21 protein-coding genes, 1 tRNA gene and 1 pseudogene are annotated in these 23,874 nt (G+C 43.6%); 16 read left to right on the top strand and 7 right to left on the bottom strand.

Annotated elements, in window-relative coordinates; translation table 11 throughout:
* Positions 1 to 28: 28 nt before the first annotated feature.
* The 5 genes from FS666_RS05960 to FS666_RS05940 all read left to right on the top strand — a co-directional run bounded on the left by FS666_RS05960 (position 29) and on the right by FS666_RS05940 (position 4,229).
* Entirely contained in the window at positions 29 to 484 is a 456-nt protein-coding gene (locus FS666_RS05960) for a MarR family winged helix-turn-helix transcriptional regulator (RefSeq protein WP_120072764.1), read from the top strand.
* A 10-nt stretch (positions 485 to 494) separates the two neighbouring features.
* Positions 495 to 1,313, top strand: a complete 819-nt coding sequence (gene racE, locus FS666_RS05955; protein ID WP_144462799.1) for a glutamate racemase — start codon at positions 495 to 497, stop codon at positions 1,311 to 1,313.
* Positions 1,314 to 1,698: 385 nt separating this feature from the next.
* Positions 1,699 to 2,772 (top strand): GerMN domain-containing protein, encoded by a 1,074-nt coding sequence (locus FS666_RS05950; protein ID WP_144462797.1) that lies wholly within the window; start codon positions 1,699 to 1,701, stop codon positions 2,770 to 2,772.
* A 90-nt stretch (positions 2,773 to 2,862) separates the two neighbouring features.
* Entirely contained in the window at positions 2,863 to 3,633 is a 771-nt protein-coding gene (rph, locus tag FS666_RS05945; RefSeq protein WP_144462795.1) for a ribonuclease PH, read from the top strand.
* The gene (locus FS666_RS05940) at positions 3,630 to 4,229 is read left to right on the top strand and encodes an XTP/dITP diphosphatase (RefSeq protein WP_144462793.1); all 600 of its coding nucleotides are present in this window, start codon (positions 3,630 to 3,632) and stop codon (positions 4,227 to 4,229) included. The genes rph and FS666_RS05940 overlap by 4 nt, the downstream gene beginning before the upstream one ends.
* Before the next feature lie 398 nt (positions 4,230 to 4,627).
* On the opposite strand, the gene FS666_RS05935 is transcribed toward FS666_RS05940, so the two are convergent.
* Positions 4,628 to 4,701, bottom strand: a tRNA-Arg gene (locus tag FS666_RS05935).
* A 193-nt stretch (positions 4,702 to 4,894) separates the two neighbouring features.
* On the opposite strand from FS666_RS05935, the pseudogene FS666_RS20625 reads away from it, so the two are divergent.
* Positions 4,895 to 5,631 (top strand): annotated as a pseudogene (locus FS666_RS20625) (IS30 family transposase).
* A 144-nt stretch (positions 5,632 to 5,775) separates the two neighbouring features.
* Positions 5,776 to 6,789 carry a DUF3231 family protein gene (locus tag FS666_RS05925; protein WP_144462791.1) on the top strand — a complete coding sequence of 338 codons (1,014 nt, stop codon included), beginning with the start codon at positions 5,776 to 5,778 and terminating at the stop codon, positions 6,787 to 6,789.
* An 891-nt stretch (positions 6,790 to 7,680) separates the two neighbouring features.
* Here the strand turns inward: FS666_RS05925 and FS666_RS05920 are convergent.
* On the bottom strand, positions 7,681 to 7,791 hold the full coding sequence (locus FS666_RS05920; protein WP_144462789.1) for a YjcZ family sporulation protein: 111 nt from the start codon (positions 7,789 to 7,791) through the stop codon (positions 7,681 to 7,683).
* Between the two features lie 310 nt (positions 7,792 to 8,101).
* Between FS666_RS05920 and FS666_RS05915 the strand changes: the two genes are divergently transcribed.
* From FS666_RS05915 to FS666_RS19705, 3 genes are all read left to right on the top strand, one after another.
* A complete protein-coding gene (locus FS666_RS05915; RefSeq protein ID WP_144462787.1) occupies positions 8,102 to 9,763 on the top strand; it encodes a sensor histidine kinase in 1,662 nt (553 codons plus the stop codon).
* Positions 9,764 to 9,766: 3 nt separating this feature from the next.
* The gene (locus tag FS666_RS05910) at positions 9,767 to 10,399 is read left to right on the top strand and encodes a response regulator (RefSeq protein WP_144462785.1); all 633 of its coding nucleotides are present in this window, start codon (positions 9,767 to 9,769) and stop codon (positions 10,397 to 10,399) included.
* A 145-nt stretch (positions 10,400 to 10,544) separates the two neighbouring features.
* Positions 10,545 to 10,703 carry a hypothetical protein gene (locus tag FS666_RS19705; RefSeq protein WP_186306566.1) on the top strand — a complete coding sequence of 53 codons (159 nt, stop codon included), beginning with the start codon at positions 10,545 to 10,547 and terminating at the stop codon, positions 10,701 to 10,703.
* 93 nt (positions 10,704 to 10,796) lie between these two features.
* Here the strand turns inward: FS666_RS19705 and FS666_RS05905 are convergent, their stop codons facing one another.
* Positions 10,797 to 10,934: a YjcZ family sporulation protein gene (locus FS666_RS05905; protein ID WP_144462783.1), complete on the bottom strand. Its 138-nt coding sequence runs from the start codon at positions 10,932 to 10,934 to the stop codon at positions 10,797 to 10,799.
* Between the two features lie 360 nt (positions 10,935 to 11,294).
* On the opposite strand from FS666_RS05905, the gene FS666_RS05900 reads away from it, so the two are divergent.
* A complete protein-coding gene (locus tag FS666_RS05900) occupies positions 11,295 to 11,939 on the top strand; it encodes a FusB/FusC family EF-G-binding protein (RefSeq protein ID WP_144462781.1) in 645 nt (214 codons plus the stop codon).
* A 90-nt stretch (positions 11,940 to 12,029) separates the two neighbouring features.
* Here FS666_RS05900 and FS666_RS05895 read toward each other — a convergent pair whose 3' ends face one another.
* The gene (locus tag FS666_RS05895) at positions 12,030 to 12,620 is read right to left on the bottom strand and encodes a coiled-coil domain-containing protein (RefSeq protein ID WP_144462780.1); all 591 of its coding nucleotides are present in this window, start codon (positions 12,618 to 12,620) and stop codon (positions 12,030 to 12,032) included.
* 148 nt (positions 12,621 to 12,768) lie between these two features.
* Positions 12,769 to 13,671, bottom strand: coding sequence for a thermonuclease family protein (locus FS666_RS05890; RefSeq protein ID WP_144462778.1), 903 nt, complete (start codon positions 13,669 to 13,671; stop codon positions 12,769 to 12,771).
* A gap of 199 nt (positions 13,672 to 13,870) precedes the next feature.
* On the opposite strand from FS666_RS05890, the gene FS666_RS05885 reads away from it, so the two are divergent.
* Complete coding sequence (locus FS666_RS05885; RefSeq protein WP_144462776.1) at positions 13,871 to 15,019, top strand: saccharopine dehydrogenase family protein; 1,149 nt, start codon at positions 13,871 to 13,873, stop codon at positions 15,017 to 15,019.
* Positions 15,020 to 15,235: 216 nt separating this feature from the next.
* On the opposite strand, the gene FS666_RS05880 is transcribed toward FS666_RS05885, so the two are convergent.
* Together FS666_RS05880 and FS666_RS05875 are read right to left on the bottom strand one after the other, a co-directional pair.
* Positions 15,236 to 16,429 (bottom strand): acyl-CoA dehydrogenase family protein, encoded by a 1,194-nt coding sequence (locus FS666_RS05880; protein ID WP_120072666.1) that lies wholly within the window; start codon positions 16,427 to 16,429, stop codon positions 15,236 to 15,238.
* 15 nt (positions 16,430 to 16,444) lie between these two features.
* A complete protein-coding gene (locus FS666_RS05875) occupies positions 16,445 to 17,632 on the bottom strand; it encodes a CaiB/BaiF CoA transferase family protein (RefSeq protein WP_120072668.1) in 1,188 nt (395 codons plus the stop codon).
* A gap of 260 nt (positions 17,633 to 17,892) precedes the next feature.
* On the opposite strand from FS666_RS05875, the gene FS666_RS05870 reads away from it, so the two are divergent.
* The 4 genes from FS666_RS05870 (at position 17,893) to lonB (ending at position 23,861) form a co-directional block, all read left to right on the top strand.
* Positions 17,893 to 18,882, top strand: a complete 990-nt coding sequence (locus tag FS666_RS05870; protein ID WP_164876330.1) for a tetratricopeptide repeat protein — start codon at positions 17,893 to 17,895, stop codon at positions 18,880 to 18,882.
* Positions 18,883 to 19,009: 127 nt separating this feature from the next.
* On the top strand, positions 19,010 to 20,296 hold the full coding sequence (tig, locus tag FS666_RS05865; RefSeq protein WP_120072672.1) for a trigger factor: 1,287 nt from the start codon (positions 19,010 to 19,012) through the stop codon (positions 20,294 to 20,296).
* 496 nt (positions 20,297 to 20,792) lie between these two features.
* A complete protein-coding gene (clpX, locus tag FS666_RS05860) occupies positions 20,793 to 22,046 on the top strand; it encodes an ATP-dependent protease ATP-binding subunit ClpX (protein ID WP_120072675.1) in 1,254 nt (417 codons plus the stop codon).
* Positions 22,047 to 22,193: 147 nt separating this feature from the next.
* On the top strand, positions 22,194 to 23,861 hold the full coding sequence (lonB, locus tag FS666_RS05855; RefSeq protein WP_120072677.1) for an ATP-dependent protease LonB: 1,668 nt from the start codon (positions 22,194 to 22,196) through the stop codon (positions 23,859 to 23,861).
* Positions 23,862 to 23,874 lie beyond the last annotated feature (13 nt).

Here is a 23,874-nt window from a genome sequence, read left to right as displayed (position 1 = left end):
AAAAGGATACAGGGAGTTGCGCTTAATCATGAATGATGGATCAGGTTTCCGGCATAATGAAAAAATGGTCGCTGAGCTTGAAAAAGATTTGAGATACATATCTGCTATCGTGAAGCAAAAAGGGCGGGAATTGCTGGCAGACTATGCCATCACGCCGCCGCAATTCGTCGGGCTGCAATGGCTTTTTGAAGACGGGGACATGACAATCGGTGAATTATCCAATAAAATGTTTTTAGCATGCAGTACGACGACCGATTTAATCGACAGAATGGAAAAAAAAGAACTGGTTGAGCGGGTGAAAGACCCGAAAGACCGCCGTGTTGTTCGCATACACTTATTAAAAAAGGGCGAAATCATTATTGACGAAGTCATTAAGAAAAGACAGGACTATTTGCAGGATGTTCTTGGTGATTTTTCGGAACAAGAAATCATGGCTCTAAAAGACAGCTTGGCTAAACTGCATCAAGAAATGAAAAAAGAATGAGGCGTTTTTATTGAAAGAGGCTATAGGAGTAATAGATTCGGGCATCGGCGGGCTGACGGTTGCAAAGGAAATCATGCGGCAGCTGCCCAATGAAAAGATTTATTATGTCGGCGATACGGCCCGCTGCCCATATGGTCCCCGACCAGAAGAAGAGGTAAAGGAATACACTTGGCAAATGACTTCCTTTTTAAGGAAATTTGATATCAAAATGCTCGTGATCGCCTGTAATACGGCGACTGCCGCTGTATTGGATGAAATCCGCTCACAGCTTCCCATACCCGTCATCGGAGTCATTTCACCCGGAGCCAGGGCAGCATTGAAAGTGACGGAAAACGGCAGGGTGGGAGTGCTCGGCACAGTTGGAACCGTCAGAAGCGAAGCTTATGTAAAGGAACTGGCGTTGATTAATCAAGATGTGGAAGTGACGCAGCTCGTCTGCCCGAAGTTTGTCCCGCTTGTTGAAAGCTTTCAGTATAACAGCGAGACTGCCAGAAAGGTAGTCAAGGAGACATTGACGCCAATTAAAGAAAGCGGCATCGACACACTTATTCTCGGCTGCACCCACTATCCATTGCTTGGCCCCCTGATTGAGCAGGAAATGGGCCCCAGGGTTAAGGTCATCAGTTCAGGCGAGGAAACAGCCAGGGAAGTAAGTGCCATTTTACATTATAAAAATATGAGGAATACGGCTCCTGATCCGCCGAATCACCGGTTCTTTACAACTGGTTCGATAGAAATCTTTAAAAAAATAGCATCGGATTGGCTCAAAAGTACAGAACTGCAGATCCATTCCGCCAAGCTTGGCAAATATTTGACGCAGCCGAGCTGAGCGAAAAACTGCCGTGGAAAACCGCGGCGGTTTTTTGGTGTTCAAGTACAAAAAAATTCCTTAATTATAAGAAAATCAGGATTAGCGTGCGAACGTTCTTTTCGAGGTATTTTTCCGTCCTTTGCCTTAAATAATGAAGTCAAAGAACGACTTCACTGGACTGCCCTCCGACGGACAGGACGTCCTAGTGCCACCGAAGCCACAGGATGTGGCGCTTTGAGGCGGCCAGCGCTTGTCGCCCCTAAACGGCCGTCTTCAGCATTTCAGTTTGTACGTCGCTAGACGGGCGCTTACGCTTTTCTTTTAAAAAGATATGTCCAAGCGGTCTAAATGAAACAGACGGCTCGTATACATGAAAGTACAAACTGTTCTAGGAGGGGTACAAATGTGTAAACGGGCGAAAATAGCCGCAGTTGCTGTAATCCTTGCAGCAAGTGCGTTCATATCGGGCTGCGGTCTTTTCGGTAAAGGGAAGGAGAAACTGGATCCGCCTCAGGATGTATCTTACTTAAAAGAGGGAGAAGGATTGGATACTGCTTCTGAAAAAGCAGCGCCGGACAAAGAGACCGCAGTGGAGGAAAAAGCGGATACCGTCATGCGTGATCTTTACTTGATTGACCGAAATGGTATGGTTGTATCCCAGACCCTTCCTCTTCCCAAATCAGAAAGTCCGGCTAAACAGGTTTTGGAGTACCTTGTTGATGATGGCCCAATAGCTCAAATTTTGCCTAACGGGTTCAGAACTGTCCTTCCAGCGGATACAGCGGTGGATGTCGATATAAAAGACGGGAAAGCGGTTGTTGATTTCTCCGAGGAATTTGCGACCTACGATGCAAAGGATGAAAAAAAGATTTTACAGGCGGTCACTTGGACGTTGACGCAATTTGAATCCGTGAAGTCTGTAGAATTAAGAATGAACGGCCATCGCTTAAATGAAATGCCGGTAAATGGGACGCCGATCAGTGAAGAAGGCCTCTCGCGCCAAGATGGAATCAATATCGATGATTCCACGGCAGTCGATATTACGAATACACGGCCGGTGACTGTTTATTATTTGTCGCAGGCTGATGATGAGGTCTATTATGTACCGGTTACACGCCGGATTTCCAATAAGGAGCAGGACGATGTCGCCGCGGTGGTCAAGGAATTGGCAGATGGACCGGGAATGATGTCGGGATTGGCCAGTGCATTATCCGGTGATGTAAAACTGTTGGAATCCCCTAAAGTGAAAGATGGGGTTGTAACATTAAATTTCAATGAATCTATTTTGGGCAGTGACGAAAAGAGCATGATTACCGATGCAGCCTTGCAGACACTTGTTTTATCCTTGACCGAACAGGAAGGCATCAAAAGCGTTTCGGTTCTAATGGATGGAAAAACGGGACTGGCAAGTGAAAAGGGCGAACCGTTGACAGAGCCAGTCACCCGTCCTGAAAAAATTAACGCGGTGCGTTATTAATTACAGGAGATTTGATATACTATAGATAAGCTTGAAGAGGCCGGCATAAAGGTCATGCCGGCTCTATTGTTTTTTTAAGGAGGATTATCATTGCGTGTTGATGGAAGGAAAGCAGATGAATTAAGAAACATACATATTGAAACCGGATATTTGAAGCATCCGGAAGGTTCTGTCCTGATTACGGTGGGAGACACAAAAGTAATATGCACTGCAAGTATCGAGGACAGAGTGCCTCCTTTTTTAAGAGGTGAAGGAAAAGGTTGGATTTCAGCGGAGTATTCCATGCTGCCAAGGGCAACCGAAACGCGGAATATCAGGGAATCTTCCAGGGGAAAAGTGTCAGGCAGGACGATGGAAATCCAGCGGCTTATTGGACGGGCACTTCGGGCAGTCGTGGATCTTGAAGCGATTGGCGAAAGGACGATTTGGATTGACTGTGATGTCATCCAAGCAGATGGAGGAACGAGGACAGCATCCATAACTGGGGCTTTTGTCGCCTTGACGATGGCTGTTGCCAAGCTAGTGGAGGAAAAAGAACTGCCGACTTTCCCGGTGACAGATTTTCTGGCGGCAACGAGTGTTGGCATCATTGAAGAAGTTGGCGTTATTTTGGATTTGAATTATATAGAAGACAGCTCAGCTTTAGTTGATATGAATGTGGTGATGACAGGTGCAGGGGAGTTTGTCGAACTGCAGGGAACAGGAGAAGAATCCACTTTTACAGCCAGCCAACTGCAGGAAATGCTTGCGGCAGCCAAAAAAGGCATGAAGGAATTATCCGGAATTCAGAAGGAAGCTCTCGGAGAAATTGCGGAGAAGATTGGATCTAAGCCCACTGATGGAAGTGAAAAACAATCGTGAAAAGTGTTATCATAGCAACGAAAAATAAAGGCAAAGCGAAGGAATTTGAGCGGTTGTTTTCAAAGTATGGAATGGAAGTAAAGACATTGATTGACTTTCCGGATGTGCCCGATATTGAAGAAACAGGGGAAACATTCGAAGAGAATGCGATTATCAAGGCGGAAGCAATTGCCAAACTTGCAAATTCTTTTGTTGTGGCGGATGATTCGGGGCTGGTCATCGATGCACTTGGTGGAAGGCCCGGCGTATATTCGGCCAGGTATGCGGGGGCTGAGAAAAACGATGAAGATAATATTGATAAGGTATTGAGTGAAATGGAAGCTGTCAATGAAGAGGAAAGGACAGCGCGTTTCTATTGCGCTCTTGCTGTGGCAGGGCCCGATTTTGAAACGATCACTGTTAACGGAACATGTGAAGGGATCATACTGAACGAACGCCGTGGTTCCGAGGGTTTCGGGTACGATCCCATCTTTTTCGTACCATCCGAAGGAAAAACAATGGCGGAAATGAGCCCTGAAAGGAAAAATGAACTGAGCCACCGTGCGGCTGCCATGAAAAATTTGGAGCCGTATATAGAAAAATTATCTTTGATGTAAGTCAGCAGATGGGAATCATTTTAAATGCGGTTTTAGGGGCATTTCTTGTTCGGTTTTTGCGGATTTCCTTGAGCTTTGGAGCGTTTCAACAGGACTCATCATGATGCCGGGAGTCTTTGTCAATTACAAGTGGGACTGTTTCCGTTTCAAATTCCATGGAATAATGGTTAAGCAGCCAAATCACCCTTTCGTATGGGTAGGTGGGTACTTAAACTATACGACGGTGATTTGGATGTTTCCTTTTTTTGTCGAATTTTGAACACAATGTTGCCCAGACTTTGTTACCGAACCAAGAATTATTGTTTTTAATCGTATTCCCGGAAAAAAGAAAAATGCTCCAAATCGTTGGTGCAACAACGTTTCGGAGCATTTTTCATGGTGCCAATTACATATAAAGACGTCCCAGGAGAGATTCGAACTCCCGACCCACAGCTTAGAAGGCTGTTGCTCTATCCAGCTGAGCTACTGGGACTCCATATTATTTTTAAAGACATTTTTTATTATATGGCCGGCGCTTGGTAAAGTCAATAGTTTTTTCCAAATTTATTATTAATCCTTTTACGGCCAGTTGTAAAAATAAATGCAACACCTGAAACGTGAAAAACCATAGACAAACCGTGTATGATTAAGTCGACGAAAACACAATCAATACAGGGGGTTCATCTATGGCACATTCACAGTCTACCACAAATAAACGCACCTTTAGACATCTGACGGCTATCGACCGAGGAAGAATCTCTGCTTGCCGAGGGGAAATCTCAAACTGACATCGCCGTAGCTGTCGGGTGCCATAAGAGCACCATCTCCCGGGAGATAAAGCGTGGAACTGTCAGCCAGATGAGATCAGGTAGAACGGTCTATAAGGCTTATTTTCCCGAAACTACAAAAACACTCTATAACTATATCGATGCTGGTCTGATGGGCGTCAAAAACATTGATCTGCCCATGAAACTGCGCCTGAACACCAAGAAGAAGCGCTGCCGCAAGAACAAGCGGGTCAAACGCGCGAGGAACTGATCCTTAAGATAGACGGTAAGAACAGCGGGGCGACAGGCGCTGCCATCGCCGCCTTGCGGGAACGTTACGGTCCTCTTCTTCCCAAGGCGTTCAAAACGGTCACTGCTGATAACGATCCGATATTGCTGACCTGGCCACTTGGATCAATAGTGAGGAAGGGCCGGAAGTTTATTATACCCACCCTTACACTTCATGCGAGCGCGGAACGAACGAGCGCCACAACGGATTGATCAGACGGTTCATTCCCAAAGGGAAACCGATTTCCTCGGTGGCCGGCTCGACCATTCGACGTGTAGAGAACTGGTGTAATCAGCTCCCCCGCAGGATTCTTGGATACAGGACACCGGAGGAATGCTTCCGTGAAGAGCTTTCCCTGTTGGCTTAGCCGGAGGCGGAGCATCACAAATGCAGCAGGTGGAAAAATATCCCTGCTTCTGGCTGGCTTTATCTTCGAAAATGTATTTGGTTTATATATTTCCTCTTTTTAGGGAACAATATTCCGCGAGGCAGTAAATGGGAGGATATCTATATGAAAGGCAAAACCAAAAATACTAATGAAAAATTAACATCGGCCGAGATAGGGAAACTTTGGGCAACGTATACGGGGAATACACTTTTTACGTGTGTTCTGAGTTATTATCTTAAACATGTCGAGGATAAAGATATCAAAAAGGTTGTGGAGAATGCGTTAAAGTTAAGCAGGAAAATTGTGGAGGATATCAAAGCGATATTTATTAAAGAAAATTTTCCCATACCAATCGGTTTTTCAAAGGAAGACGTAAACCTGGGTGCTCCAAGGTTATTTTCCGACGAGTTTTATCTTCACTATTTAAAGTATACGGGTAAAGCCGGAATGAGTATTTACACAATTGCCATACCTTTAGTGGTCAGAAAAGATGTACGGGATTTCTTTATTTTTACTCTGAATTCTGCTGTTAAACTTTTAACAGAGGTTAATGATCTATTAAAAGAAAAAGGTTTTTTAACAAAGCCGCCTTTCATTCCTGTCCCTAAAAAAGCCGACTTTGTAAAAAAGCAAAGTTATTTAAATGGCTTTTTCGGAAACGTTCGATCCCTTCACGCACTTGAGATTACACACCTTTATGATAATATTGAAAACGATGCTACAAGCAAGGCGTTGCTAATTGGCTTTTCTCAAGTATCTAAAAATGAAGAAGTTCGAAAGTTCCTCCTTAGAGGAAAGGAAATGGCTAAAAAACATTTAGAAGCCTGTTCACAGCATCTGCACAATGAAAATTTGCCATCTCCTGCCTTATTGGATGACTTGGTGACCACTTCTACTTTTTCTCCCTTTTCAGATAAATTAATGTTATGGCATAAAATGGATATGTTTTCCATGAAAATCAGGTCCTATGCAAATGGTGCATCACTTAATGGACGGCGTGATATTGGTGCAATGTATGCTAAGTTTCTAATGGATGTTGGATTATATGTTGAGGATGGCGCGAATATTATGATTGACCATGGCTGGATGGAACAACCCCCAAAAGCTGTTGACCGTAAAGATTTAGCAAAGGATTAAAGCGATATAGCGAATGATACTATATGTAGAACAAATCGCGACTAAATTTGGAAGGCAATCAAATGTCCGGGATATGTGGGACACAATATAGATAACTGGGTGGCAGCCAAATCCATTGTTGCCGTCACGGAACGTAACGTTTGGTCCATTGTTAAGTGTTCATCAGAAAAAACAGAAAAAGTTCTTGGAGAGATGAAATGAAAACTTTTGAACTTTCTTTGAAGTTTAACTGATTTTTCTATTAAAACATTAAAAATTCCGGGGATTTCCGACTTTCGCAAAAGTGAATGCTGAAATATTCAAAAAATAAATGGGGATGAAGGGAAATTCTTTCCCGAATAGGAGAAAATCCGTGAAAACGGTCAGGAATCCGTGCGATACCTTCCCGAAGAAGCAATAATCGCGTCAACTCGGTAAGGAATCTTTGGGATTCCCGGGAAGTGGAGATAAAAATTCGGTCAATTTAATGATTTTTTGCCGTAAAAGCGTACCGGACAATAGCAACTCTCCTTCCAGTGTTAAAACTTAATTTGTTTCCCTCTGAATACTTATGACGTTTAACTATCTCAACTTGTACAATCAACAACTAACCTATTCATCTCATGATGAAAAATCACGAGATGAATAGGTTAGTTTAAAAAATGTGGTAATTTAAACAGAAGCGGAAAACGAGCTGTTTTGCTAAAGACCCCAATCAACTATACAATGATCCATTTTACGGTATTTCTCTCGATTCCATTAATCCAATTCCGCCCCAATTCCTGTTCCATTAGAAATGCCCGCCAATTTTTGCAACGGGATTTTTCATCAAATTTACCTTAGTGCATTACTAACTTAAAGAGCGGATATACACTGGTGTTTAACTGTCAGGGTAAGCTTTTTAAATCATAATTACCACCAGCCGCCAAATCCACCAACAAAGGAAGCTCCCACAATAATCAATAGGATGAACAACACAACGATTAACGCGAAGCCACCACCATAACCAACACCAGCAGACATATTTATTTCCCTCCTTTTCACCTTGCCTTAACAATATATGAGAAAATAAAAAAAGCGGATGGGCACTTTGGATAAAAGGGGATCATTTGCAAATTAATTTTGTTCTGAAACCGGATTTAAAGGAAGTATGTGGCTACGGAATACCAAATAAGATGGGCCCGTCCATTCATTTTTTAACGTATTGCACGCGTGATTTTCTTAAAGCTGCCGAACAAAAAACAAGGGGAAAAATTTAATATGCTAATATTTTACAGGATTTTCCGGAAATACACAGAAGTATATTTTTATTAAGTGTGCAGGAGGAGGAACGATGTCTAAAAGTATTGAGAATCACCACAAGGAATTATTAATCTTAAAAACAATTGCCGAAACGTTGAACGAAAGTAATGATCTAAAACAGATGCTTCAAAGTACGCTGGAAAAATTGCTTGAAGTGACTGGAATAAGCACGGGATGGATATTTCTAGCAAAAGAGCCGCCGTTTCACAAGAAGATGGCCGATTACAACTTGCCTCCGGCACTTGCCCGGGAAGATAAGCAACCGATGAGATGCGGTACTTGTGATTGCCTGGAGCTATTTTGGAAAGGTTCATTGAAGAAAGCGGTCAATATTATTAAATGCAAGCGTCTGCATGAGGCAGTCGAACATTCATGGGGGGATACCCGCAACCTCACCCATCATGCGACGGTTCCATTAACAGTCCGCGGAAAAAGATTTGGCATTTTGAATGTCGGTTCACCGGGAAAAAAATACTTCAACGATGAAGAACTTACTCTGCTCGAATCGGTAGCGTATCAAATTGGAACCGCAGTGGACCGGACGTTCTTGTATGAGCGGGAAAAGAAACAATTCGAATATTATGCAAAGATCGATGAACTGACGCGTCACATATGGAATATAAATGATCCGGACATTCTCCTCAGAACCATTATTGGGCAGATAGGAGAGAATTTTGGCTGGTCGGCGGCAGGCATCATCATGAAAAGGCGTGATCGCTTGACCCTGCAAGCGCTTTATAGGGATGGAACACCTAGATTAATGAATGAAACATGGGGTTTCCATGATTCAAAAGATTCTTCGGATATTATCGTTAAAGCATATTTAGAGCAGAAAGTATGTGTAAGCGATCAAAAAGATTTTATTTTTCCTGAACTTAATAATAATGGCGGCCAGTTTTCGATTGCCATACCGTTGAAATTGCATGAAATGCGTTTTAGATATGAACAAAAAGGCGTGCTGTTCATTAGCAGACAGTTCGAACCGTTCGTTGATTATGAGTTTGAGATATTGAAAGTATTGGCGGAACATATTTCGTTAGCGATGGAAGAGGCCCGGCTTTATGCAGAACGGCGGCAACTGCTCCTAACCGAAGAGAGAAACCGGCTAGCCCGCGACTTGCATGACTCTGTCAATCAAAAACTATTTTCTCTCTCTTTGACAGCCCGTGGACTCAGGGAAATGTTAAAACATGAAGATCAGAACGTAATAGAAGGCATTAACAATATCGGTCAGTTGGCTCAAGAAGCTTTGACCGAAATGCGCTCCCTTATTTGGGAGCTTCGTCCGGACAATATCGACAAAGGAATTACATATTTACTGAAAGAATACGCTGATAAAATCGGATTAAATGTCACCATACAAATGAAAGAAGACGGCCAACTCATGCCAGAGGTAGAAGAGGCGTTCATTCGTATCGGCCAAGAGGCGCTGAACAATGTAAGAAAGCATGCCCGTACGAACTGCGCCCAAATTCGAATTGAATGTCACCCAGATGCCGTGCAAATGGTTGTATCCGATGAAGGGCGGGGCTTTTCACTTGAACAAGCATTGAAATACACAAAGTCTCTCGGGATGAAAAGCATGCGGGAACGGGCTGCACAAGTAAACGGAAATTTTGAAATTGAAAGTATCGAGGGAAAGGGAACAACCATTACTGTTCTAGTGCCCACAGCCAAAGGGAAAGGGGGTTAATATGTGAAAATTAAAGTACTGCTCGTCGATGATCATTTGGTTGTATTGAGAGGATTGCGTTTCTTTCTGCAAACTCAATCTGATATAGAAATCATCGGCCAAGCGCAAAATGGGATAGAGGCGATAAAAAAGGTTGAGGAATTAAAACCAGACATTGTGCTTATGGATGTACAAATGCCGAAGATGGACGGGATAGAGGCGACTAAGCAAATTTCGGAAAACTATCCCGATGTAAAGGTAATTATTCTTACAAGTTTCTCCGACCGGGACTCTGTCTTGCCTGCCATTAAAGCAGGAGCCCTCGGCTACCAGTTGAAAGACGTGGAGCCCGATGTTCTGGCGGAGACAATCAAAGCAGCAATGGAAGGCAATCGAACGTTTCACCAGCAAGTAACGAATCAACTGATTTCCCATATGACACAGGAAGCCGAAACCGGGATTCAAATCCTTACTCCGAGGGAAAGAGAAGTACTGTACCATATCACTTTAGGACAGAGCAATAAGGAAATAGCGGCTGAACTTCATGTTACAGAAAAAACAGTAAAAACCCACATCACCTCGATATTGGGAAAAATGCAGTTGCAAGATCGTACACAAGCGGCACTTTTTGCCATAAAAAATAACTGGTTTGATTGATTACTCGGACGAACGTCTTAGACTAAGGTCTTATCTTGATAAGGCCTTTTTTGTATGCAAATTTTAGACACAAGTACGATTTTATCAAGATGATCAATGCTTAAAATAAACATAGGAACCAAATATAGCTGAAGGGAGGCTTACGATGAATCTTTATGAGTATCAATATATGATAAATGAACAAAAACGCCTGCTAAATCAAATCAACCGAGAAGCGTGGAAACACACGTCCGGTTATCTGTATCAAAAGCCTTTCTTAGTCAAGTTCATTACATCTGTATTTAAAGGAAAAGAGCAGTTTTAGCTGAAAAGAGCGCTTGAATAAAGCGCTCCTTGAGGTTAAGATGAGCCGAAAAATGGATTCGGAAATGGTCCGGATGTGCGGAGGCTGTTTAACTTAATATATAGAGGCGCCGATAATAATCAACAGAATGAACAGCACCACGATTAATACAAAGGAACTACGCATGCCGTATCCTCCGCCATATCCATAACCGCCGTATCCGCATCTGCGCCCACAACCATAAAATCCCATGAATATCACCACCTTATAGGATTAATACAAATTATGCAGGTCCATGTAAAACGAGCTAGGGATATGCGGACAAATTTAAAAAATGGGCAAGTTTTAGGACAATATTTTCCTAAGCCACCATTTCAAGAAAATCAAAATATACTTACCAACACCCTCGAATTGTTGTACAATATACGTATTCACTGGAGGTGATATAAGATGGCGAACATATTTCCGCCAGAATTTGCGGCGTCTCATGCAAAGCCTCTTATAAAACAGGCGATACTTTGCATGAGGTAGACGATCTGATCATCGCCTAATTTTTATAAATGGCTTTGTCTCTTACTCTAATTTTTATACTACAATAAGGAGCTAATAATAATGACAAGCCATAACGAAATACAACCTTTTATCAGGTGTGACCAATTTAACTTTATTAAATTTCAAGTGAAGCATTTGGTGCATGCCCATTCTACAGTCAAGGATCCATCCGTTCTGAAAGCAGTCAAATATGGTGCGGTGGACAAAATAATGAATCTGTTTCCTGAGATCGAAGAGCATCAGATTTTTGATGAAATTGCCGAAATTGAAGAAGATATTCAGGCGAAAAATTTTCTGGCCGATCTAAAAACATATGTCATTCCTTTTAAGCCGGTAACGGAAAAAACGGTAGGAAAGCTTTTTCCAAAAGCAGGGAAATTGAAACTGCAGTTTTTAAAGGAAATCGATTTTACTGAAACAACCTATTTGGGCTGGTATGATATCCGTTCCGACAAAAAATTCCTCATTTTCGATTACAAAGAGAAGTTAATGGGGGTTCATGGTACGTTCAGGCATAAAACAAAAGGGATTTGTTCTTTATGCAATCGCCATGGGGAAGTGGGGTTGTTCATGGCAAATGTAAAAAGCGGGAAAGAAACGTTCACCAACCGCGGGAATTATATTTGCGATGACAGCCAAGAGTGCAACCGGAATTTGCAGTCGCTGGATAGGCTTGAACATTTCATAGAAAACTTGAAAAACTGAGGACCCCTTCCTCAGTTTTTTTGTATCAGAAACATTGTGTCCGCCAATATAGGAGCAGATTTGGGAAGATGTATTATTTTTTTGAAAATCCTATTTAATTCGTTTGATTTCCGCTTCTTGATCTATAGAACGCCTGGAGAGCAAGTCCAAAGTCCGTTCATGTCTCTCTTGTGTTTGTTCAATGCGTTTTACAACTTTATTAGTCTCAATGACTGCCTGCTTCACCGAAATATTATCCGTTCCTAATTCCTTCATTTCTTCTTTTAAATCATGCATTTTCAGTTCCATGCTTGACATGCGTGTTTCCAGCGCATCAAATCTGTTATTCATTTGGGACCTAACGCTCTGCACTTCATCTTTAACGCCATGTACGTCACTTTTAACGCTTTGCACTTCATCCTTAACGCCTTGCACATCACTTTTAACGCTCTGCACTTCATCCTTAACGCCTTGCACGTCACTTTTAACGCCCTGTACTTCATCTTTAACGCCTTGCACGTCACTTTTTACCCTCTGTACTTCATCCTTGACGCCTTGCACATCACTTTTAATGCTTTGCACTTCATCCTTAAGACCTTGTACGTCACTTTTTACACTCTGTACCTCATCTTTAACAGACTTTACTTGAACGGTTAAGCCCTGTACACTCGCTAAAATTTGATTCAAAATTCCCTCGTTCAATTTTACACCCCCATACTAAAAGTTTTTATTGAAATTGTGGTTTTGCCCGGTTGTTATATCTTCATTATAGTATCTTTCCGTACCGTTTTGTATAGCTTTTATTCTTTGCTTCATCTGCCTAAAAAAACAGCCCAACCCGGGCTGTTCCTCATCTCTCACATGCATATCCATCTTTATCCCTGTCCATTTTTGGCTGATAGGCCGGATGGCCTTCGGGCACTCCATTCGGATAGACCTTTCTTAGTTCCGTACAGTTCTGAAAAGATTCCGTTCCGCCTGCCGGTTCAAAAGGCCGGCGGTCAGGGGCGGGTTGCTGTGAATCTCCTGACTCTCCGGCAGAAGATTCTTTAAAACCTGATTCTGTCGCATAGTTTTCGATCGACCAAATGCCGATCCCTTTCGCTTTGGCTCGATTTTGTGTTTCTTCGTAAGGGGTTAAATGCCTTGTATTTGGAGGGTAAACATAGGCAACTCGAGCCAAGCCCTCCTCCAATAAAGTTTCTTGCACACTTTTCCCGTCGACATATACATAGGCCAGCAATCGTCCATATTTATCGACACGTTCCCCGATATCGAACTCAAGTGTCAGATCACCACTGTTGACCAGTTGCGCGTTGCGCTCCTTCGCTTCTTCGCCGAAAGGCTGCTTTCCCAAGCGCGGGTGGTTTGTTTCCGGTGTATCAATTAGAAGGTAACGGACGTTTTGTTCTTTACCATTGTATCGGACTTTGATCGTGTCACCGTCTATCGTTTTGACAAGTGTTACAGGGATCTGATCGACTGTGCCGGATGTGTCAGTGGATTTTTCTTTAACTGGCTTCTGCTCGGTTGTTGATGATGGCTCCTGTTCTTTTTCCTGTTGTGTCTCTGTATCAGCTGCTTGAATCTCATCTGTTTTCCTATCCACAGATGTGCTGCCAATGTCAGAGCAGCCGGCCAAAGCCAGCAGGCTGACAGCAGCGACGGAAACAATTATTTTTCGCTTGGATGTCGCTGCTGTAACTGTACCTATTAAAAGTAAGATGAAAATGACTCCAAAGATGCTGTTCATGTTAATTGAACTCCTCCGATGATTATGTAGACTGTTTTACGCCTCTAATAATTAAGGAACATGAAAACAAAGTCTATTTTATCATCAGAGACTGTTTAATCAAGCAGATTTTGGAAAAAGAACGGCAATTGAAAATATACCTGATAATTCTTCCATACTTTTAAACATAGAATGTGTAAAGAGAAGGGGAGTGAGTCCATTGAAAATAGCCGTTTTGGGAGCGGGGCTTATGGGGAAGGAAGCAGTGCGTGATCTTGCAGGGTCGGAAAGTGTGAAAGAGATTGGAATAGCGGATATTTATTTCGATCAGGCGGAGGCTGTATGCCGGACGGTCGGTTCACCAAAGGTCAAAGCGTTTCAACTGGATGCCGGAAACTTTCAGGATCTTGTTCAGTTTCTGCGGGGATATGATGTTGTCATCAATGCCTTGTTTTATTCTTTTAATGAACAGGTGGCTAAGGCCGCTATTTTGGCGGGAACAAATTCCGTTGATTTGGGCGGCCATATCGGACATATGACGGATAAGGTGCTCGCCCTTCATGATAAAGCGAAAACTGCCAATGTCACAATCATCCCGGATCTTGGGGTAGCGCCTGGCATGATCAATATTTTATCCGGTTATGGTGCAGGCAAATTAAGCAATCCGAAATCTATCAGGCTGTATGTTGGGGGAATTCCCTTGCGGCCGGAGCCCCCTCTGGAATATAATCATGTTTTTTCAATGGAAGGTGTGCTCGACCATTATACAGACCCTTCCTTGGTCATACGTGATGGAAAGGTACGGGAAATTCCATCTTTATCGGAGGTGGAAAAAGTATATTTTGAAAAGTTCGCTCCATTGGAGGCCTTCCATACTTCAGGTGGTACATCCACACTTTCAAAGTCCTATCCAGACCTTGAAACTCTGGAATATAAAACAATCCGATATCCCGGCCATTGTGAAAAATTCAAATTGCTTGTAGATCTGAACTTGACGCGCAGTGATTATAGCGTGGAAGTCGGAGGACAGCAGGTCAAGCCGCGTGATGTTTTATTAAAAGTATTGCAGCCTGTCGTTGATTTGAAGGATAAGGATGATGTCGTTTTGCTCAGAGTGATTGTAGCGGGGGAGGCAGGGGGAAAAGACAGAATTTACGAGTATGAAATGGTGACGTATAAAGACCGTTCGCATCAAGTGACTGCGATGGCAAGAGCGACGGCTTATACGATATCAGCCGTAGCACAGATGATAGGGGATGGGAGAATAACCCGGAAGGGTGTATATCCGCCGGAGCAGATTGTTCCAGGGGAGATCTATATAAAAGAAATGGCTAAAAGAGGTGTGCATATTGTTGAAAAGAGGCAATAAGAGGAAGAACACAGAGAGAAAGGTGCCCGTTAATTGAGATTGCTGCGCAAAACGGTCACCAATACGGTAATCAGTGCTCATTATCGCATCAGCGATTTCCGTCAACCCGGCACTATTAAAATGAACCTTTACTTTCCTTTACTAAAAGACTCAACATAAAAAAGCCGCCCAGGAAATCACTTTATCGCAATTTTCTGGACGGCATCTTCTATTTTTCTAATCTTCAAAAGGCCACGGAGGAAGCATTTTGTTCAACTGCTTATCCTCGCGGTAGCCGAGGACATAATCAGCCTGCATAATCGTGTGGATTTCGCGAGTTCCTTCATATATTACAGGAGCTTTGGAATTCCTCAAATACCGCTCTACTGGATATTCGTTTGAATAACCATAAGCTCCGTGAATTTGAACGGCGTCATCTGCTGCTTTATTGGCAAAATCGCACGCTTGCCATTTGGCAAGGGATGTTTCTCTCGTATTCCGCACCCCTTTATTCTTCAATTCCCCTGCGCGGTACACAAGAAGGCGGCTCATTTGCAGCCCAGCTTCCATGTTGGCAATCATCTGTTTGACAAGCTGGTGGTCACCGATTTTCTTGCCGAAGGTTTCCCGCTCATGACAGTATTTGACGCTTGCTTCCAGACAGGCCATGATCTGCCCGCAGGCTCCTGCCGCCACTGTGAAGCGTCCGCTGTCCAAAGCGGACATCGCAATTTTAAAACCTTCCCCTTCTTCTCCCAGAAGGTTTTCTTTGGGGACTTTCATATTTTCAAAGAATATTTCTCCCGTATTGCCGGCGCGAATTCCCAATTTGCCCTTGATCGCCTTGGAGGAAAATCCCTCCATCGTTCTTTCCACGATGAAAGCCGAAATCCCATGATGTTTTTTATTTTTATCAGTATAAGCGAAAACGAGGAAGTGGTCGGCCACATCACAAAGGGAAATCCATGTTTTTTGCCCATTCAGTATATAATGGTCGCCATCCCTGACTGCCGTTGATTGAAGGGCGGCAACATCGGATCCTGCATTCGGCTCAGTCAATCCGAAAGCGCCGATCTTTTCTCCTTTAGCCTGGGGGACCAGATATTTTTGCTTCTGCTCCTCCGTTCCCCACTGAAGCAGCGTCATGCTGTTTAATCCGGTATGTACAGACACGGCTGTACGAAAAGCCGTATCGCCTCTTTCCAGCTCTTCGCAAACAATCGCAAGTGAATTATAGTCCATTCCGCTCCCGCCGTATTTTTCCGGGATGCAGACTCCCATCAAGCCGAGTTTCGCCAAATCGGTAATGATCTCGGAGTGAAATTCTCCTTTTTCATCCCATTCAGCTATATGGGGCATGATTTCCTTGTCTACAAAGTTCCGTACCGTTTTTCTTAACATGATTTGTTCATCGCTAAAGTCGAAATTCAATTACAGCACCCCTCGTCAAATGATTTTGTTTTTCCTTAAAAACCCGATCAAATCTTCATCATATCCAAGTTCCATCAGTATTTCGTTTGTGTGTTCCCCGGCATCAGGCGGATAATAGCGTACTTTGGCAGGGGTTCGCGAAAGCTTTAACGGGCTTCCGATCAATCTGATTCTGCCTGCTGTAGGATGTTCAATGGATTGGATGATGTCCCTCGCCTGAAGCTGAGGGTCATTCTCCAAATGATTGACGGTTTGGATCGGACCGCATGGAATATTGTTTTCACGGAAAGAACGGATCCATTCATCGGAACCTGCTTCCATCAGCCGCTTTTGTAAAATCGGTATCAGTACTTCCCGATTTTCCACTCGCTTCGGATTCGTTAAAAATCTTGGATCCTCCGCCAATTCCTCAAACCCCATCAGCCGGCATAAAACCGCAAATTGCCGGTCGTTGCCGACAGCAACCACAATATCGCTGTCTTTGGTTTGAAAAGTTTGATACGGAACAATATTCGGATGGCTGTTACCCAAGGCTTGCGGGGTTTGTCCCGACATTAAAAAATTGCTGGCGACATTAATCAGGGCGCTGACCGCGCTGTCATATAATGCGATGTCGATTTTCTGGCCAATGCCTGACCGTTCCCGTTCCAGCAATGCCGCTTGAATTCCGATACAAGAATATAAGCCTGTCAATACGTCTGTGATAGCGATTCCAACTTTTTGCGGTCCGGAATCTTCATCCCCTGTTATGCTCATGAAACCGCTCATTGCCTGAATGATAAAATCATAGCCGGGCAGGTTTTTATAAGGTCCGGTTTCACCAAACCCTGTGATGGAACAATAAATGATGCCAGGGTTAATGTTTTTAAGGGTGTCGTAACAGAGTCCGAGCCGTTCCATCGTCCCGGTCTTAAAATTGTGGATAATGACGTCACTTTCTTTGACAAGCTTTTTGATGATGTCTTTTCCTTCCGACGATTTCAAATTCACTGTCATGCTTTTCTTGTTTCGGTTAGCACATAGGTAATAGGCGCTGACCCCCTTTTGAAAAGGCGGCCCCCATTTTCTTGTGTCATCCCCTCCGTCAGGGGTCTCCACTTTTACCACTTCTGCTCCCAGGTCACCTAAAATCATTGAACAATAAGGGCCTGCAAGTACTCTTGACAGATCCAACACCTTGACACCCTTCAGTGCATGCGCCAGTTAGTACCACTCCTTTCCCGAGCTTATTACATGGCTGCTTTTACGGATGATTAAGCACTGGACAAATGGGTATAAGTAAGAGAACGAAAAAATTGTGTTATTTTGTCCTATGCATATATTTACATATATTCTATAAAAATTTGAAATATTCCTTCCTGTCGATAGAGGTTTTTGCCAGAAGTTTGTTTTTCAAACAACCACATGCTAAACTATCTTACATTAAAAGGGTGAGCTCGTTCTGCTATTGGGAAGGGTTATATATGGAAAAAGACAACATTATTTTATTTCCGGGGTTAAAAAAGCGGCTCTTTCAATTTGGAATGGAAAGTTTGAAAGACCGGCAATTTGAGGAAGCGGCACATTTTTTTGAACAGGCAAGGGAACTCGACCATGACGATGATGAAATCGATATGGCTCTCGCGGTGGCTTATTACGAAAGCGGCGATTATCAAAAGGCGAAGGAAAAAACAGAGGACATGCTTCATAAAGGGATCGGTGACTATTATGAAATCATTGATCTCTACTTGATGATATTGATGCAGTTAAACATGCATGAGCAGGTTGTTCATACACTGGAAACCCTTTTTGAGGAGCAGCATGTTCCGCCGGAAAAGCGGGAGCATTATCAAACGTTATTAAAGTTCAGTAAAAGGACATTGGACAATAAGGAGCATAACGGCGGCCCCTCCCAAAAGTCCGCGGAATCCGGCTTTGGCAAAGGCGGCTTTAGGGAGCAATTGATTTTTATTAGCGGCTTGGCGAATAAAAATATTCAGCCTTACAAAGCTTCTTTACTGAATCTCTTGAAGGACAGCCAGGCGCATCCATTTTTACAGACAGCCGCTTTGAATGTGCTAAGGGAACATCAGGTACAAACGCCGGTACAAGTGAAGAAGTTTGATTATGACAGCGCAGTGATTCCCTCTGAACTTCCCGACTTGATGGAGATGCCCCTTTACCAGGCTGTAATAGCCAAATTGAATGAGGAGTTGGAAAATGAGAATCCTGTATTGCTTGAGCAATTGGAGGAAATGATCCTCCGCCATCAATTTCTTTTGTTTCCCTTTGAGTTCACTCCGAGCAATCCTGCACTTTGGGCAGCGGCATACAGGGGTTTCGGCCATGAAATGTACGGAGAGAATTGGAGCAATGAAAAAACGGCCAAAAAGTTCCAGGTAGACCCGGCTGAATTGGATCAGGCCATTTCATTTGTTTTTGATCTTGAACAGCATTCACCTTCAACTGTTTAATTTTTCTTCCCTTTAAATAGTTGAAAAGCTATGTTATAATATAATGGTTATGCCATCTATTGTAAGATCAAAAAATAAGATTTACATAAGAGATTTATCGAAAGATATGTAGTTGGAGGTAATGAATATGTCAGCAAAATGGGAAAAGTTAGAGGGTAATCAAGGAGTCCTTACAGTTGAGGTTGATCAGGAAACTTTTGATAAAGGCCTTGATACAGCGTTTAAAAAAGTTGTAAAACAAGTACACATTCCGGGTTTCCGCAAGGGAAGAATTCCCCGTTCACTTTTTGAAAAGCGTTTTGGCGTAGAATCCCTTTACCAGGATGCGTTGGATGCCATTCTTCCTGAGGCTTATACTTCTGCTGTGGAAGAAACAGGCATTGAACCGGTTGATCAGCCTGAAATTGATATCGAGCAAATGGAAAAAGGGAAAGAGTTGATCTTCAAAGCTACAGTAATCGTGAAACCGGAGGTAAAACTCGGTGATTATAAAGGCCTTGAAGGGGAAGAAATCGATACGGAAGTCACAGATGAAGATGTTGAAAATGAATTAAAAAATCTTCAAGAGCGCCAAGCTGAGCTTGTCGTCAAGGAAGAAGGTACAGCAGAGGAAGGCGACACAGTCACAATCGACTTCGAAGGATTTGTCGATGATAAGCCGTTCGAAGGCGGCAAAGCTGAGAACTATTCGCTGGAACTTGGTTCCGGAAGTTTCATTCCCGGATTTGAAGAACAGCTTGTAGGCGTTGAAGCCGGAGCGGAAAAAGACGTATCTGTCACTTTTCCTGAAGAATACCATGCGGAAGAATTGGCTGGAAAGCCTGCTGTGTTCAAAGTGAAAGTTCACGAAATCAAAACAAAAGAACTTCCTGAGCTTGACGATGAGTTCGCAAAAGACGTAGATGAAGAAGCTGAAACACTCGATGAACTGAAAGCTTCCATCAAGGAACGCCTGACAAAGAATAAAGAGCATGAGGCAGACCATAAGCTCCGCGACTCTCTGGTTGAAAAGGCAACTGAAAATGCAGAGATCGACCTGCCGGAAGTGATGGTTGAAAATGAGCTGAAAAACATGATGAATGAGTTCGAGCAACGTCTTCAAACGCAGGGCATGAACCTGGATCTTTACTACCAATTTTCCGGGCAGGACGAAGAAGCCCTAAAAAGCCAAATGAAAGAAGATGCTGAAAAACGTGTCCGCATGAATTTGACGCTTGAGGCGATTGCAAAAGCAGAAAATCTTGAGCCAAGCGAAGAAGATGTGGATAAAGAGCTTCAAAAAATGGCTGATATGTACAGCATGCCAGTTGAAAGCATTAAAGAAGCGTTTGGTGGCAATACTGATCAAATCAAGGCAGACCTTAAGATTCAAAAAGCAGTCGACTTCCTTGTTGATAACAGGGCCGGCGCATAGCATTTACAAACATAACGTTGAAAAACTCAACATATGATAGAACAAAGGCGCAAGCGCCTGTTTATCGACGTACAGACTGGAGTACCTTTGACGAGATAAAGGAAACACGGCGACGAAGGAGCCGATGTTGACTTATCGTAGGAGGAGGTGCGAAGTCTGCTAGTCGATAGGCGCTGGCCGCCTTAAAGCGCCACGTCCTGTGGCGCCGGCGACACTAGGACCTCCTGTCCGTCGGAGCCGGACGCAGCATTAAGTGACAAATAAGTTACTCACAACCTGAGCATTTTATAATTTCCTTAACAAAAAACAAGGCGCGGGTACTCGTGCCTTGTTTTACAATAAATAAAAGTACAGGCCCATACATAATAATCTCTACTGAGCGAAAAAGTGTATATTTGTTCATAAAATATGCTACAATGCAATACATAACTATTTAACATCTGCAACAACTTTGCAATGAAGCTAAGGTATAGTTATTAAAAGGGGTGAGAGTTCATTGTTTAAATTTAATGAAGAAAAAGGACAGTTGAAATGTTCTTTTTGCGGCAAAACTCAGGAGCAGGTCCGTAAACTGGTCGCTGGGCCAGGTGTATATATATGTGATGAATGTATTGAACTCTGTACGGAAATTGTTGAAGAAGAGCTTGGTACAGAAGAAGAGTTTGAATTCAAAGACATTCCGAAGCCCCGTGAAATCCGTGAAATTCTGAAGGATTACGTCATTGGGCAGGAGCAGGCAAAGAAAGCGCTTGCTGTTGCTGTATATAACCACTATAAGCGGATCAATTCCAACAGCAAGATTGATGATGTTGAATTGTCCAAAAGTAATATTTGTTTGATTGGGCCGACAGGGAGCGGTAAGACCCTTCTTGCGCAAACGCTTGCCCGTATTTTGAACGTTCCGTTCGCCATTGCCGACGCCACTTCATTGACTGAAGCTGGCTACGTGGGCGAAGACGTGGAAAACATCCTTTTAAAATTGATCCAGGCCGCAGACTATGATGTGGAGAAAGCGGAAAAAGGCATCATTTATATTGATGAAATCGATAAAGTGGCGCGGAAATCCGAAAACCCTTCAATCACCCGCGATGTTTCGGGTGAAGGTGTCCAGCAGGCGTTATTGAAAATCCTTGAAGGGACAACTGCCAGTGTTCCGCCCCAAGGCGGACGCAAGCACCCTCATCAGGAATTCATCCAGGTGGACACAACGAACATCCTCTTCATTTGCGGCGGAGCTTTCGACGGCATTGAGCAAATCATCAAGCGCCGCTTGGGACAGAAGGTGATTGGCTTTGGATCTGATAATAAGCAGGATGATATTGAAGCAAAAGGCCTTTTATCAAAAGTCCTTCCTGAAGATCTTTTGCAGTTCGGCCTGATTCCTGAATTTATCGGCCGCCTGCCTGTCATTGCAAGTCTGGAACAGCTTGATGAAGAAGCGCTTGTTCAAATATTGACACAACCGAAGAATGCGCTCGTCAAACAGTATCAGAAAATGCTGGAGCTTGATCATGTCGAGCTTGAGTTTGAAGAAGACGCTCTTCGCGAGATCGCCAAAAAAGCGATCGAGCGCAAGACAGGTGCACGCGGGCTCCGTTCCATTATTGAAAGCATCATGCTTGATATTATGTATGATCTTCCTTCACGTGAAGATATTAAGAAATGTATCATCACGAAAGGTTCGGTACTTGACGAGAAGCCGCCAAAGCTTGTTCTTGAAGATGGAACTGTGTTGAAGGGAACTGCATAAACTTATCTAAAAATCCGGGAGACAGACAGCTTCCCGGGTTTTTTGTTGCTATTATTGAATGGCGCTCACATGAAATATTCCGTTTATTCCTGATCTTGTACGGAGATACTACCCATATGCGAAAAAGAGTGGTCAGGAGGGAATATGATGAATTGGACTGCCGTCATCTTATTCATTCAGTTGTTTTTTGGAACAGTCATCGGGCTGTATTTTTTTAACCTGTTAAAAAATCAAAGGACGCAGAAGGTAACCATTGACAAGGAATCCCGAAAAGAGATGGAACAATTGAGAAGGATGCGCGCAATCAAGCTTACTGAGCCTTTGTCCGAGCGGGTACGGCCATCGAGTTTTGGCGATATTGTCGGGCAGGAAGACGGGATCAAGGCATTAAAGGCTGCGTTATGCGGTCCGAACCCGCAACATGTCATTATTTACGGGCCTCCCGGAGTTGGAAAAACTGCCGCCGCCCGGCTGGTACTGGAGGAAGCCAAGAAGTACGGGAGCTCTCCTTTTCGCCGATCAGCCGCCTTTGTAGAGTTGGACGCTACTACTGCCCGCTTTGATGAGCGGGGGATTGCGGATCCTTTGATCGGATCGGTCCATGATCCCATTTATCAAGGGGCAGGCGCCATGGGACAGGCGGGCATCCCGCAGCCGAAGCCAGGAGCCGTTTCCAATGCCCATGGGGGGGTATTGTTCATAGACGAAATTGGCGAACTTCACCCTATCCAAATGAATAAACTGCTAAAGGTTTTGGAAGACCGGAAAGTTTTTCTGGAAAGTGCCTATTACAGTGAAGAGAATAATCAAATTCCAACGCATATCCACGATATTTTTCAAAAAGGCCTTCCTGCTGACTTCAGGCTTGTCGGTGCCACAACCAGAACACCGAGCGAAATTCCGCCGGCCATCAGATCCCGCTGTATGGAAGTTTTCTTTCGTGAGTTGGAGCGCGATGAAATTAAGAGTGTTGCAAAAAAAGCTGCTGATAAAGTGGAGCTTTCAATCAGTGATTCCGGCTTATCCACACTCGCTTCCTATGCGTCAAGCGGAAGAGAAGCGGTCAATATGATCCAAATCGCTGCAGGTTTGGCGATTACAGAACAAAGAAAACATATACTTGACGCTGATGTTGAATGGATCATCGAAGCAAGCCAACTGGTTCCCAAATATGAGAAAAAAGTTTCCCCAAACCCTGCCATCGGAATCGTCAATGGTTTGGCAGTGACAGGGCCAAACGGCGGGGCTCTTCTGGAAATAGAAATGACGGTTATCCCGGCTCAAGAGAAAGGGAGCATCAATATTACAGGAATCGTTGAGGAAGAGAGCATCAATGGACAAGGGAAATCGATCAGAAGAAAAAGCCTTGCAAAAGGATCATTGGAAAATGTCCTAACTGTGCTCAGGTCCATGGGGGTACCCGCACACCAATATGATATCCATGTCAATTTTCCTGGAGGCATTCCGATTGACGGTCCTTCAGCGGGGATTGCCATGGCAGTGGGAATTTATTCGGCCATTTATAAAGTCCCGGTCGATAATACAGTCGCCATGACGGGGGAGATTGGTATTCAAGGAGATATCAGGCCGGTTGGAGGAGTTTTGGCTAAGGTGAAGGCTGCAAAACTCTCAGGAGCCCGGACAGTTTTCATTCCTGAGGATAACATGAGTTCAATTTTGGGAAGCATCGAAGGAATTGAAGTCATACCGGTGAAAAGGATCGAAGAAGTGCTGAAAGGAGCATTGATCAGCAGTAATGGCCACGATTTCGTTTTTACGGACATGCTTCAGGGAAAGGGGAAAAAGAGTGTTTAGCATAAGAGGCAAA

Source organism: Siminovitchia fortis, from assembly GCF_007681465.1.
Lineage (GTDB): Bacteria > Bacillota > Bacilli > Bacillales > Bacillaceae_C > Siminovitchia > Siminovitchia fortis.
The sequence above is the reverse complement of the archived record's forward strand: the minus strand, read 5'-3'. Positions and strand labels throughout refer to the sequence as shown.

What these genes read in the sequence shown, in the direction of transcription:
- FS666_RS05960 (WP_120072764.1), top strand. Translation starts at nt 29, where the DNA reads ATGAATGATGGATCAGGTTTCCGGCATAATGAAAAAATGGTCGCTGAG.
- FS666_RS05950 (WP_144462797.1), top strand. Translation starts at nt 1,699, where the DNA reads ATGTGTAAACGGGCGAAAATAGCCGCAGTTGCTGTAATCCTTGCAGCA.
- FS666_RS05925 (WP_144462791.1), top strand. Translation starts at nt 5,776, where the DNA reads ATGAAAGGCAAAACCAAAAATACTAATGAAAAATTAACATCGGCCGAG.
- FS666_RS05920 (WP_144462789.1), bottom strand. Translation starts at nt 7,791, where the DNA reads ATGTCTGCTGGTGTTGGTTATGGTGGTGGCTTCGCGTTAATCGTTGTG.
- FS666_RS05915 (WP_144462787.1), top strand. Translation starts at nt 8,102, where the DNA reads ATGTCTAAAAGTATTGAGAATCACCACAAGGAATTATTAATCTTAAAA.
- FS666_RS19705 (WP_186306566.1), top strand. Translation starts at nt 10,545, where the DNA reads ATGAATCTTTATGAGTATCAATATATGATAAATGAACAAAAACGCCTG.
- FS666_RS05905 (WP_144462783.1), bottom strand. Translation starts at nt 10,934, where the DNA reads ATGGGATTTTATGGTTGTGGGCGCAGATGCGGATACGGCGGTTATGGA.
- FS666_RS05900 (WP_144462781.1), top strand. Translation starts at nt 11,295, where the DNA reads ATGACAAGCCATAACGAAATACAACCTTTTATCAGGTGTGACCAATTT.
- FS666_RS05890 (WP_144462778.1), bottom strand. Translation starts at nt 13,671, where the DNA reads ATGAACAGCATCTTTGGAGTCATTTTCATCTTACTTTTAATAGGTACA.
- FS666_RS05870 (WP_164876330.1), top strand. Translation starts at nt 17,893, where the DNA reads ATGGAAAAAGACAACATTATTTTATTTCCGGGGTTAAAAAAGCGGCTC.
- tig (WP_120072672.1), top strand. Translation starts at nt 19,010, where the DNA reads ATGTCAGCAAAATGGGAAAAGTTAGAGGGTAATCAAGGAGTCCTTACA.
- lonB (WP_120072677.1), top strand. Translation starts at nt 22,194, where the DNA reads ATGAATTGGACTGCCGTCATCTTATTCATTCAGTTGTTTTTTGGAACA.